Origin of the sequence: Streptomyces sp. GMY02, assembly GCF_019056675.1 — a bacterium.
Taxonomy (GTDB): domain Bacteria; phylum Actinomycetota; class Actinomycetes; order Streptomycetales; family Streptomycetaceae; genus Streptomyces; species Streptomyces odonnellii.
In genome coordinates this window covers 5,392,723-5,404,531 of the sequence record NZ_CP077658.1, presented here as the reverse complement: position 1 = coordinate 5,404,531, position 11,809 = coordinate 5,392,723, and the positions used below count along the sequence as shown (strand labels likewise).

Annotated in this window: 9 protein-coding genes and 1 tRNA gene; 2 read left to right on the top strand and 8 right to left on the bottom strand. The window is 69.7% G+C overall.

The window, feature by feature from the left end:
- Window positions 1-48: 48 nt before the first annotated feature.
- A complete protein-coding gene (gene hppD, locus KQY30_RS22860) occupies window positions 49-1,188 on the bottom strand; it encodes a 4-hydroxyphenylpyruvate dioxygenase (RefSeq protein WP_217311261.1) in 1,140 nt (379 codons plus the stop codon).
- A gap of 152 nt (window positions 1,189-1,340) precedes the next feature.
- Between hppD and KQY30_RS22855 the strand changes: the two genes are divergently transcribed.
- Window positions 1,341-1,937 (top strand): Lrp/AsnC family transcriptional regulator, encoded by a 597-nt coding sequence (locus KQY30_RS22855; RefSeq protein WP_254407285.1) that lies wholly within the window; start codon window positions 1,341-1,343, stop codon window positions 1,935-1,937.
- Between the two features lie 216 nt (window positions 1,938-2,153).
- On the opposite strand, the gene KQY30_RS22850 is transcribed toward KQY30_RS22855, so the two are convergent.
- The 4 genes from KQY30_RS22850 to KQY30_RS22835 all read right to left on the bottom strand — a co-directional run bounded on the left by KQY30_RS22850 (window position 2,154) and on the right by KQY30_RS22835 (window position 8,007).
- Entirely contained in the window at window positions 2,154-2,951 is a 798-nt protein-coding gene (locus KQY30_RS22850) for a PDZ domain-containing protein (RefSeq protein WP_217308431.1), read from the bottom strand.
- A 405-nt stretch (window positions 2,952-3,356) separates the two neighbouring features.
- Window positions 3,357-3,998 carry an IclR family transcriptional regulator gene (locus tag KQY30_RS22845; RefSeq protein ID WP_046500092.1) on the bottom strand — a complete coding sequence of 214 codons (642 nt, stop codon included), beginning with the start codon at window positions 3,996-3,998 and terminating at the stop codon, window positions 3,357-3,359.
- A gap of 513 nt (window positions 3,999-4,511) precedes the next feature.
- The gene (locus KQY30_RS22840; RefSeq protein WP_217308430.1) at window positions 4,512-6,299 is read right to left on the bottom strand and encodes a DEAD/DEAH box helicase; all 1,788 of its coding nucleotides are present in this window, start codon (window positions 6,297-6,299) and stop codon (window positions 4,512-4,514) included.
- 190 nt (window positions 6,300-6,489) lie between these two features.
- Window positions 6,490-8,007, bottom strand: coding sequence for an MFS transporter (locus KQY30_RS22835; RefSeq protein WP_217308429.1), 1,518 nt, complete (start codon window positions 8,005-8,007; stop codon window positions 6,490-6,492).
- A 202-nt stretch (window positions 8,008-8,209) separates the two neighbouring features.
- Between KQY30_RS22835 and KQY30_RS22830 the strand changes: the two genes are divergently transcribed.
- Window positions 8,210-8,281, top strand: a tRNA-Cys gene (locus KQY30_RS22830).
- A gap of 69 nt (window positions 8,282-8,350) precedes the next feature.
- Here KQY30_RS22830 and KQY30_RS22825 read toward each other — a convergent pair.
- From KQY30_RS22825 to KQY30_RS22815, 3 genes are read right to left on the bottom strand one after another with little or no spacing between them, the layout of a single operon-like run.
- Window positions 8,351-9,007 (bottom strand): hypothetical protein, encoded by a 657-nt coding sequence (locus tag KQY30_RS22825; RefSeq protein WP_217308428.1) that lies wholly within the window; start codon window positions 9,005-9,007, stop codon window positions 8,351-8,353.
- Window positions 9,008-9,016: 9 nt separating this feature from the next.
- The gene (locus KQY30_RS22820; protein ID WP_217308427.1) at window positions 9,017-11,317 is read right to left on the bottom strand and encodes a DUF6571 family protein; all 2,301 of its coding nucleotides are present in this window, start codon (window positions 11,315-11,317) and stop codon (window positions 9,017-9,019) included.
- Complete coding sequence (locus KQY30_RS22815) at window positions 11,317-11,763, bottom strand: hypothetical protein (protein ID WP_217308426.1); 447 nt, start codon at window positions 11,761-11,763, stop codon at window positions 11,317-11,319. The genes KQY30_RS22820 and KQY30_RS22815 overlap by 1 nt, the downstream gene beginning before the upstream one ends.
- Window positions 11,764-11,809 lie beyond the last annotated feature (46 nt).

Sequence of the window (11,809 nt, the reverse complement as noted above, 5' to 3'; positions counted from 1 at the left end):
TGTCGCGTCCGGGTCGTGTACGCGTCGCGTGTGGGTCCTGCCCGGGGCTCAGAGGTTTCCGCGCTTCTCCTGCTCGCGCTCGATCGCCTCGAAGAGCGCCTTGAAGTTGCCCTTGCCGAAGCCCATCGAGCCGTGCCGCTCGATCATCTCGAAGAAGACCGTCGGCCGGTCCTGGACCGGCTTGGTGAAGATCTGCAGCAGATAGCCGTCCTCGTCGCGGTCGACCAGGATCTTCAGCTCGCGCAGCGTCTCGACCGGCACCCGCGTCTCGCCCGCCCACTCGCCGAGCGTGTCGTAGTACGAGTCGGGGGTGTCCAGGAACCGGACGCCCGCCGCCCTCATCGCCCGTACGGACGCGACGATGTCGTTCGTGGCGAGCGCGATGTGCTGGACGCCGGCCCCGCCGTAGAACTCCAGGTACTCGTCGATCTGCGACTTCTTCTTGGCGATCGCGGGCTCGTTGATCGGGAACTTCACCTTGAGGGTGCCGTCCGCGACGACCTTCGACATCAGCGCGGAGTACTCGGTGGCGATGTCGTCGCCCACGAACTCCTTCATGTTCGTGAAGCCCATGACCTTGTTGTAGAAGCCGACCCACTCGTTCATCCGGCCGAGTTCGACATTGCCCACGCAGTGGTCGACGGCCTGGAAGGTGCGCTTGGCCGGGGGCTCGACGATCGGGTCGGCGGTCTCGAAGCCCGGCAGGTACGGGCCGTCGTAGCCGGAGCGCTCGACCAGGGTGTGGCGGGTCTGGCCGTACGTCGCGATGGCGGCCAGGACGACCGTGCCGTACTCGTCCTTGATCTCGTACGGCTCCTGGATGCCGCGGGCGCCGTGCTCGGTGGCGTACGCGTACGCGGCGCGCGCGTCCGGCACCTCGATCGCCAGGTCGACGACACCGTCGCCGTGCTCGGCGACATGGCCGGCCAGGAAGCGGCCCCACTCGGTGGACGGTTTGATGACGGACGTGAACACGAAGCGGGCCGCGCCGTTGGTCAGCACATAACTCGCGGTCTCGCGGCTGCCGTTCTCCGGTCCCGCGTAGGCGACGAGCTTCATGCCGAAGGCCGTGGAGTAGTAGTGCGCGGCCTGCTTGGCGTTGCCGACGGCGAAGACGACGGCGTCCATTCCCTTGACCGGGAAGGGGTCGGCCTCACGCGCGGTGTCGGGGGCGTTGTCGATGTTCATCGAGGTGTCAGCCATGGGCTCAGCGTCTCGCCGTTCCACAAGGTGCGCAACAGTTTCGATTTTCACTGGGCAATGTGCATAGTGGAAGGCCAGAATGGCGAGGCCATCTGCACAGTATGACCATGGCAGTGCGTGTGACGAGGGGGCCGAGGATGACAGCGGGAACGGGCACGGGAACCGGCGCGGGCGCCGACAGGGGTACCGGCACCGGCACGGGTACGGGTACCGGCACCGGTACGGGTACGGCGGCCGGTATCGACGAGCTCGACGGCAGGCTCATCGTGCTGCTGGCACGCGAGCCGCGGATCGGTGTACTGGAGGCCTCGCGCCGGCTCGGGGTGGCCCGCGGGACCGTACAGGCGCGGCTCGACCGGCTCCAGTCGAACGGGGTCATCAAGGGGTTCGGCCCGGCCGTCGACCCGGCCGCCCTCGGCTATCCGGTCACGGCCTTCGCCACGCTGGAGATCAAGCAGGGCCAGGGCTCGGACGTTCGGGCCCATCTCACGACCGTCCCCGAGGTGCTCGAACTGCACACCACCACCGGCCAGGGCGACATGCTCTGCCGTCTGGTCGCCCGCTCCAACGCGGATCTTCAGCGGGTGATCGACCGGGTGGTCGGCTTCGAGGGGATCGTACGGGCCAGTACGGCGATCGTGATGGAGAACCCGGTACCGCTGCGGGTCATCCCGCTGGTGGAACAGGCGGCGGCGGACTCCGCCACCGGCCGGCCGCCGCACCGGTCACGGTGACACCGGGCGTTCGACGGTGAGGCGTCACGGTTTCTTCGAGCGCGCCTTCGATGCCGACGTACGGACCGGGCCGGTACGGGTGAATCCGGTCGCGGCGAGGGGACCTTCAGCGGGCGGGACCGGTACCGGGTGGCCCCAGCCGGGGCGAGGCCCGGTCCGGGGACCCTCAGCAGGCGGGGCCGGTACCGGGTGAATCCGGTACCGGCGAGGTGACCCTCAGCATGCCGGGACGTCGCCGCCCGTGGCCAGTGCACGCAGGGCCGAGACCGCGCCCTTGAGGGTGGTGACCGGGATCAGCCGCATGCCCTTCGGCAGCTCGGCGCTCGCGTCGCCGCACTCCGCCTTCGGTACGAGGAAGACGGTCGCGCCGTCCCGGCCCGCCGCCCGGGTCTTGAGGGACACCCCGCCGACCGGGCCGACCTCGCCGTTCTCGGTGATCGTGCCCGTACCGGCGATGGTGCGGCCACCGGTGAGATCGCCGCCGGCCCCGTCGCCGTCGAGCTTGTCGACAATGCCGAGGGCGAAGAGCAGCCCGGCGCTGGGGCCGCCGATGTCGGCGAGATGGAGCCGTACGTCGACGCTGTCCGGGTTCCTGCGCAGATAGCCGAGCGCCGCGACGGTCGCGGAGTCCTGCGACTGGACCATGTCCTGGACGTTGTGCTTCTCGATCTCCTTGTCGGACTCCCCCGACGGATACACCGCCTCGCGCGGCAGCACGGCCCGGTCGGTACGGAACCAGCCGTCGATCACATCGCCGAGATCGACATCGGCGGACGGTCCCGTCGCCTCGATGGTCGTCATCCGGAGCTGGCCCTTGGTCGGGCGCGTGGGCGTCCCGCTCACGGTGATGACCTGCTGCCCCCGGTCGGTACCGAGGACGTCCACGGTCATCCCGGGCTGCGCCACGGCGTACGGCAGCGGCGCCACGCCGACGACGACGAAGAGAGCGGCGACCGGCACGGCGCAGGCGGCGAGGACACCGGTACGGGAGAGACGAAAGAGGCGAGAGAGCACGAGGTCAATGTAGCCGCAGGCGACGGGACCCGGCCGGGGACGGCGGCTGGGGCATATGCGGGGGGGCGGTCGCACACTGGCCGGGTAGGTGCGGCGGGACCGTCCGGGGGCGCGTGCGGGCGGCGCCGGGTACGGCCGGGTCGGACGAGGCTTGTGCGGGTGGCGCCTGGTACGTACAGGTCTGACAAGGCGCGCGGGTGGCGTTCGGGCGCTCCGCGGAGCGCGAGCCACTGCGGAAGCACCGCCGCGGGGGAAGCGCCGTCACGGAAGCGCCGCCCAGAAGGCCTCGATGCGCCTGCCTCGGGTGTCCCGGCACCGGGGCTTCGGCGCCGAGGCGTTCGCGCGGGCGCGCCGTCGCAGGCGGCTCAGCCCGGGCGCCCCACCTCCGGTGCCCCCCCGCGCGCCTCAGCGCAGCGCGTCCGCCACTTCCTTCGCCGCGTCGACCACGCGCGGGCCCACCCGTTCCGGTACCGCGTCCGCCAGCATCACGACCCCGACGCTGCCCTCGATCCCCGTCACACCCACCAGCGCGGCAGCCGCGCCGCTCGCGCCCGCCTCCAGTTCGCCATGGGTCAGGGTGCAGCGCGGTTCGCTGAGTACGGTCTGCCGCGCGGCCAGGATCGCCTTGCCCGCCGCGCCCCGCTCCAGCGGATGGCGGAATCCGGCCCGGTAGGCGACGTGGTAGTCGGTCCAGGTCGGCTCGACGACCGCGACCGCCAGCGCCTCCGCCCCGTCGACCAGCGTGAGATGCGCCGTCGCCCCTATGTCCTCGGCGAGCGAGCGCAGCGCGGGCAGCGCCGCTTCCCGTACCAGCGGATGCACCTGGCGCCCCAGCCGCAGCACACCGAGCCCCACTCTGGCCCGGCCGCCGAGGTCACGGCGGACCAGCGCGTGCTGTTCGAGGGTCGCGAGGAGGCGGTAGACGACGGTCCTGTTGACGCCGAGTCTGTTGGACAACTCGGTGACGGTCAGGCCGTGGTCGGTGTCGGCGAGCAGCTTGAGGACGCGCAGTCCCCGGTCGAGCGTCTGAGAGGTCTCCGCGGTCACGACGCCCCTCCTTCGGAGTGAGTAGCGGCGGCCGGTCACATGGAGGCAGCGGCGCCGGTCCCATCGGCAGCGTGGAGAGACCGCCGGCGGCCCCCGCGCACCGGCTGCGCTCCGCGGCTGAGCTGCCACGGGGCGTTTACATTGCGGGGAATGTAGCGACCGGCACCGCTGAGCGGAAGACCTCGTCCAGAATCCGGGCAGGGAAGGGGAGTTGATCCCCGTTCGGGAATCAAGCGAAAACAATGGTGACTTGGGGTGATCGCTCCCACTATGCCGGGTGACACAAAGGGGCGTGCGGGCGTACGAGCGGAAGAGCCCGGATACAAGGCCGCGCCCGCGCGGGAGCCTGTCGCCGGAACCCGGCGCGGAAGCCTGTCGCCGGAACCCTTCGCGCGAACCCGGCGCGGATGACCGTACGGACCGCCGCACAGGCGCCACCGGCACCCACAGCCGCACCCGCACCCGCACCGCCACCCACACCGGCACCACCAACCGGGACGGCACCCGCGCGGCTCACCGCATCCGCGTAGCCCACTCCCGCACCTTCGCGATCCGCTCGCGGATCTGACCCGCCGTCGCCTCGGCGCTCGGCGGCCCGCCGCACACCCGGCGCAGCTCGGTGTGGATCACCCCGTGCGGCTTGCCGCTCTGGTGGACATACGCGCCGACCAACGTATTGAGCTGTTTGCGCAGCTCCAGCAGCTCCTTGTGGGAGACCACGGGCCGCCGCTCGGCCGGCAGTTCCAGCAGATCCGCCTCGGCGTCCGGCTTCTTGCGGCTGTGCGCGATCTGCCGCGCCTGCCGCTTCTGGAGCAGAAGCTGCACCTGGTCGGGCTCCAGCAGCCCGGGGATGCCGAGGTAGTCCTGCTCCTCCTCGCTGCCCGGGTGCGCCTGCATCCCGAACTCGGCGCCGTCGTACAGCACCCGGTCGAAGACCGCGTCGGACTCCAGCGCCTCGAAGGGCAGCATGTCCTGCTCGCCGGTGTCCTCGTCCTGCTCCTTCTCGGCCTCCGCCATCTCCTTCTCGGACTCGGCGTACGGGTCCTCCTCGCCGGCCTTCTTCGGCTTGTCGAGCACGTGGTCCCGTTCCACCTCCATCTCGCTCGCGAACCCGAGCAGATTGGGGATGGTGGGCAGGAACACGGACGCGGTCTCGCCCCGGCGTCTGGACCGTACGAAACGCCCGACGGCCTGCGCGAAGAACAGCGGCGTCGAGATCGTCGTGGCGTACACACCCACCGCGAGACGCGGTACGTCGACGCCTTCCGACACCATGCGGACCGCGACCATCCAGCGGTCCTCGCTCCCGCTGAACTCGTCGATCCGCTTCGACGCGCCGGTGTCGTCGGAGAGCACGACCGTCGCCTTCGTCCCGCTGATCTCACGGATCAGCTTCGCGTACGCCCGCGCCGAGTCCTGGTCGCTCGCGATGACCAGGCCGCCCGCGTCCGGGATGCCCTTGCGCACCTCGGTCAGACGCTGGTCCGCGGCGCGCAGCACATTCGGCATCCATTCGCCGCGCGGGTCGAGCGCGGTGCGCCAGGCCTGGGAGATGGCGTCCTTGGTCATGGGCTCGCCGAGCTTGGCCGCGACCTCGTCGCCGGCCTTGGTGCGCCAGCGCATATTGCCGCTGTAGCTCAGGAAGATGACGGGCCGGACGACTCCGTCGCCGAGGGCGTTGCCGTATCCGTACGTGTAGTCGGCGGCCGAGCGGCGGATGCCGTCGTTGCCTTCCTCGTACGCGACGAAGGGGATGGGGTTGGTGTCGGACCTGAAGGGCGTACCGGTCAGCGCGAGCCGCCGCGTCGCGGGCTCGAACGCCTCCAGGCAGGCCTCGCCCCAGGACTTGGAGTCGCCGGCGTGGTGGATCTCGTCGAGGATGACCAGGGTCTTGCGCTGCTCGCACCGGTTGCGGTGCAGCATGGGCCGTACGCCGACTCCCGCGTAGGTGACCGCGACTCCGTCGTACTCCTTGCTCAACGGTCCCGCGCTGTAGTCGGGATCGAGCTTGATCCCGATCCGCGCCGCCGCCTCCGCCCACTGCTTCTTGAGGTGCTCGGTCGGCGCGACGACGGTCACCTGCTGGACGACATGGTGGTGCAGCAGCCAGGACGCGAGCGTCAGCGCGAAGGTCGTCTTCCCGGCGCCGGGGGTCGCGACGGCGAGGAAGTCGCGCGGCTGCTCCTGGAGATATCTGCCGAGGGCCCCCTCCTGCCAGGCACGCAGCTTGTTGGCGGTACCCCAGGGGGCCCGGCCGGGGAAGGCGGGTGAGAGGTGGTGGGAGGAGGCGGTAGTAGTCACGGTCTCCGGTTCGCCGGTCGGGACGCGGTCGGTGGGCTTACGTACGACAACCGGGCCACCTTATCGGTGGAGTGAGGGGCGCCCGGCAGGATGCCCCTCAGGTGCGACGCTCACCACATCGCCGGTTACGTCACGCCGCGAAGCGCGGCAGCACGTCCGCGATCTTCGGCCCGCGTGGTACCACACGGCGCTAAGGCCGCATATCCGGCGCCGGAACCCGTACCCGGGTCGCCACCCAGACTCCCAGCAGTGCCACCGCCGCCATCGGCAGGAACACCGCGGCGAAGGCCGCCGGGTGGGAGGCCGTGGTGGCGACCGTCCCGTACGAGGAGTGGGCCGCGGCGGCGCCCGGCGTGCCGCCGCCCAGCGCCGCGAAGGCCGCGCCGCCCGCCGCGAGCAGCAGGACGCTCGACAGGCCGTCGGAGATCTGGAGGGAGGCGGAGTTGGCGCCCGCCTCCTCGGGTGCCGAGAGCTTGAGCAGCAGCACGCTCGTCGAGGAGATCACCGCGCCCATGCCGAGACAGCCGACGCCCCAGGCGACCCCCACGATCCACACCGGTACGGATTCGATCAGCACACTCGGCGCGGTCGCGATGGCGGCGGCGGTCAGCACCATCCCGCCCGCCATCAGCCGCTCGCGGTACGGCTCCATGCGCGGCCGGGACTGGACGTACGAACCGAACGCCCAGGTCGCGCCGCCGGCCGCGAGCGAGAGCCCGGCCAGGGTCGGTGACAGCCCGCGCTCGGTGACGAGCATCAGCGGCACGAAGCTCTCGGCGGCGATGAAGGATCCCGCGGACAGCCCGCGCAGCAGCACGACGGAGGGCAGTCCGCGGGCCGCCCGCCAGGTGCCGCCGGGCAGCAGCCCGAGAACGGCCGGTACGAGCAGCGCCGCGCCGGCCACGGCGGGCAGCAGGGACAGCAGGCGCAGATCCTGGCCCGCGTACTGGAGCAGCCCGGCACCCAGCGAGATCCCGAGCGCGAGCAGGATCCGGCGCCGGTCCATGGCCACGACCGGCGCGGAGGGGTCGGCGGGTCCGGACGCCATCCGCCGTATCGCGGGCAGCGCGAGCGCCAGCGGCAGCACTATCAGAGCCGGGATGCCGATGAACACCCAGCGCCAGCCGAGCTGCTCGGTGACGGTCCCGGCGGCGAGCGGTCCGACGACGGAGGGGATCACCCAGCTCGCGGCGAAGGCGGCCATGATCGCGGGCCTCAGCCGCTCCGGGTAGGCCCGGCTGACGACCACGTACAGCGCGACGATGACCAGGCCGCCGCCCAGCCCCTGGACGGCGCGGCCGATGATGAACAGCCACATCGTGCCCGCCGTGCCGGACAGCAGCAGCCCGGCGCCGAACGCGCTGATCCCGGCGGTCAGCGGCGCCAGCGGCCCGCTGCGGTCGGCCCACTGCCCGGAGAGCACCATGGCGAAGAGGCTGGTGGTGAAGTACGAGGAGAAGGCGAAGGCGTACAGCGGAATGCCGTGCAGCTCCCGCGCGGCCACCGGCATCGCCGTACCGACGGCGGTCGCCTCGAAGGCGATCAGCAGGACGACGGAGACGATCCCGATACTGAGCGCCCGGTGCTCGGGGCCCAGGACACCCCCCTGACCGGGGTCCTTGGCGACGGGACCTTTGGCCAACGACGGACGCACGGCGGAGCTGTCGGCGGGTGCGACGTCGGCGTCGCGTGGTTCCAGGGGGGTCATAGGCACAGCGTAAGGGGCAAATCCCAGGTTGACCCATGTCGCGAGCCGTACCGGCACTGGTCCCTTGGTCGTACGACCATTCCGACCATCGTGAACGGCGTATGGCAGTCGCATTGCACGCCCGCCCCTCGCCTTGAGCCCCGCCCCCCGCCGCCCTACGGTCGAACCAGCGACAAGGAAGCGCCGAACGACCGAACGCCACGGCCGTGTGCCCGAGTGGTTCAGGGACTCGCCTGCAAAGCGAGTTACGCGGGTTCGATTCCCGCCACGGCCTCCGAGGGCGCGGAAAGCGGCCGCTCCGGGATTCCCGGGGCGGCCGCTTTTCCGTGGGGCCGGGGACGGGTCAAAGCGTCGGTGCGGTGGCGGGGAGGCGGGGCGGGAGGTCGCACTTCGCCCGGGTGTGGGCGTGACGGGCCATGATGACGGCCAGGTCCGCGAGGCTCTGGCGGGCGGCCTCTTCGGACGCGGCGGGGGCCGCGATGGCGCGCGCGATCACGCTGAGGTGACGCGGGCCGCCGGGAACACGCCCCTCGGAGAGGCAGGGGACATACACCGCGGCCAGCCGACCAGTGGCCAGGGCCTTGTCTCCGGCGGGAAAGTCCGCCCGCCGACCGCCCTCCTCCCCCGGAACCGACTCGTCCTTGATCACTTGTTCGCCCCATGCGTCCGGCGAGGGCGAGGTGGCCATCTCGGCGACGACGCTGAGGACCGGTTTGCCGTCGGCCCAGACAAAGCAGTTGGACGCGAAGTAGTCGCGCGACTCGTCGTTCCGCAGATCGTCCTTGCCCGAGAACCGGTACTCGGACTTCTCCGGCAGCGCGTCGGGCAGCGCCGCCGCTGCCGCCTCGCCGTCGCCCAGCGAACCGCAGACCCGGTCGGCGCTGATCTCCCCGCGCTTCTCGAACGGCGGCAGGCCGGTGGCGTAGGCCACCGCGCCGAGCACAACGAGCGCGACCAGGGAAACCCCCGCGACCAGGGTGATCTTCTTGGGTGCAGCCATGACAGATCCTCAACCGCCTTCCGACGAAACACCTTGACCGTCGACGTAGTTCCGCACATTGGTCGCGGCGTTGTCGAATCCGATCTCGGTCTCGCCGCCCGCGAAGGACTCGATGTGCGGTGAGCGGTTGCCCGCCGCCTCGCCGGCTCGCCGCGCGCCTTCCTGGACCAGCACGGAGGTCGATTCCTGCATGCTGTCCCAGTGTTCACCGTTCCGGTAGATCACCTCATCGGAACTGTCCTTCTTCTGGCCTTCGAAGATCATCCCGAGAACCTCGTCGACGGCCGTCCCGGCGAGTCCTCCGGCAACCACGCCGCCGGGGCCGGTGAAGGGCGCGGTGGCCATGCCGACGCCCACGCCCGCGATACTGCCGGCCCAGGTGGAGGCGTTGTCCAGGGCGGCGTTGAACTCCGCGTCCTTTTCGACTCCTTCGACTTCGAGCTCATAGGTCCGGCCGGCCCCGATGGTTCCCTCGATCTCACCGGCGTTCCTGGAGATGGCACCGATCGCCGACTTCAGGTTGTCCATGTCCGAGAAGTTGGGATCGGTAACGTAGGCGCCGGGGTTCCTGAAGTGATGCTCCAGCAGGGCGGTGGTGTAGTTGTGCTGCCCCAGGTTGACCGCCGCGTATCCCTCCGGGTTCCGGCCCACTGTATGAAGAAAACGGGTAACGTCCCGCTGCCCGAATTCAGCCACTTCACCGGAGACCGGGAAGAGATTGGCTCTATTGGCGACGTCGGCGTTCAGCGCCCGGTTGATGTCCGGCATGTATTCGGCGGTTATCTTGCCGAAGCTGTCGGACAGATAGCCGCGTTCGGTCAGCCGTTCGGGATTCTCAGACACCGACTGGACGATGCTCTCGTAGAGATCGGCCTGTTCCCTGCTGTGCGGGATGTTGTCGATGGTCGGCGCGGTACCGGCCGGGTGGCCCGTCGTCGCGGCCTCCAGGGCGAGACCGAGGTTGTTCTGGCCGGTGACGCTTTCATCGCCGTCGCTGTTGCGCTCCGGCAGCCAGTCGCGCTCCTCGAAGAGGTACTCGAAATTGGTCAGCGACCTGCGCTCGCCCTCGTGTTCGCCGTCCTCGTACTTGAAGTCGTGGTCCTCGTCAGCGGTGACGAAGGTGCCGCTGAAGAAATCGGTGGCGGCCTGGGGGCTGTTGGAGAGGGCCCGCATGAAGCCGGTCATCGGGTCGTGCCCACCGTCCGAGCCGGTCCTGTTCAGCATCGAACTCATGGGACTGTGCCAGGCGATGTCGGCGGCCCGCCCGTTGTGGCTGCGCTGCTTCTCGTTCGCGATGAGTTCGTTCCCGTAATTGGTCAGGAACTTGTCGTCGAAATCGCCCCAGCGCATCAGATTGCTCATCACCTGGAAGCCGTAGTTCTGGGAGGCGCGCCGCTGGATGCGCTCGTCCCCGAGACCCACCATGTCCTGTTCCCAGCGTGCCATGGCGCCACTGTCGGACTGCGTGGCGTGAGCAAGGGTGAGACCGAGGTGCTCCTGGAGAGAGCCGAACTGCTCGATACGGGACCGGCTCAGCTCCGGATTCTCGGTGAGGTCGTTGAGGCCCGCCCAGAATTCCAGGGTGCCCCTGGCCCCGAGTTGGGTGGCGAAGCGCTCGGCAAAGAGGTCGTCGTCCGCGTACCGCTCCAGATTGCGGTTGAGCCGGTCGAATTCCTCCGGACTGAGGTCCTTGGGATTCCTGGCCAGCCTGGCCATGTCGTCGGCCGCCCTGAGCGCGTCGGCGGCGGTGTCCCGGTCGCTGTACGAGGCGTCGGCGAAGCCGTGCGGGGACTGCTCGACCAGCGCGACCAGCACCGCGGCGGCGCTGGAATCGCTCTCGGTGGCCCGGTCGAGAATTCCCTGGACCTCGTCCCTGAGGGCGGTGACATCCGCCTCCGTGTGCTCGGGGACCTGATGGCCTGCGGCGGCACGGTCGGGGTGGATGTTCATGGATACCGTGAATCCGCCGCCGCCCGTGCTCACCACCGTGAGATTCTTGGCCAGGCCTCGCTCGATCGCCCCGTTGAGGTCGCTCTGATAGCCGATCAGCTCATTACGGGTGTCACGCAGAATATTGCGGATACTGGTGGCCTCGGTGACCGCGTCGCCGAATTCCCCGGTGGTCTTGGTGATGAACTCACGTGTCACCGTGGCATTGACGCCGCGCCAATTGGCGTTTCTGGACCGCTGGTCGAGTTGGGTCCGCGCGTCCTCCTTCAGCTCCTCCAGCTTGGTGATCATCGCTGACCAGTCGTCGATGGCCGTACCGAGCTTGCCGAAATTGGCGAACCTGAGCGCTTCGAGATCCATCAGCCCTGGGTCCTCTCGTCGAAGCCCTCGTTCAGGTCCACATAGCGGAACTGGGTGGCGATGTAGTACTCGTCACCGGCGTGCGCGTTCGAGGAGTAGTCCAGGTGATTGGATATATGGGCACAGGCCGCGAGGAGGGTGTCGACCTGGGAATTCCATTTGTCGGTCACGGTCGAGAGCGCGCCCCCGATGGCGAAGTCGTCCTTCAGCGAGGTCGCCGCCTCATAACTGCTCGCCTTGGCGTGATCGCCGTCCGTGTCGAGTCTTCTGTAGAGCTTGAACGCCTCGTCCCCGATGCGCGCGAGATCGTCCTGAGAGACCGCCAGATCCCCCTCGGGTATCGGACCGCCGCCACCGCCGTCCAACGTATTGAGCTGCATTTGAGAGGCGGACGAGCGGTCGGCAGCGGCGCTCTTCAGTTGTGACCATTCATCGTCGAACGACATGGATTCCCCGTGAGTGAGTGTTGATCGCAGCCAGGACCCGGTTCCT

Bases quoted from the DNA above. Each gene is read 5' to 3' on its own strand.
- hppD (WP_217311261.1), bottom strand. From the start codon at position 1,188: ATGAACATCGACAACGCCCCCGACACCGCGCGTGAGGCCGACCCCTTC.
- KQY30_RS22815 (WP_217308426.1), bottom strand. From the start codon at position 11,763: ATGTCGTTCGACGATGAATGGTCACAACTGAAGAGCGCCGCTGCCGAC.
- KQY30_RS22855 (WP_254407285.1), top strand. From the start codon at position 1,341: ATGACAGCGGGAACGGGCACGGGAACCGGCGCGGGCGCCGACAGGGGT.
- KQY30_RS22820 (WP_217308427.1), bottom strand. From the start codon at position 11,317: ATGGATCTCGAAGCGCTCAGGTTCGCCAATTTCGGCAAGCTCGGTACG.
- KQY30_RS22825 (WP_217308428.1), bottom strand. From the start codon at position 9,007: ATGGCTGCACCCAAGAAGATCACCCTGGTCGCGGGGGTTTCCCTGGTC.
- KQY30_RS22835 (WP_217308429.1), bottom strand. From the start codon at position 8,007: ATGACCCCCCTGGAACCACGCGACGCCGACGTCGCACCCGCCGACAGC.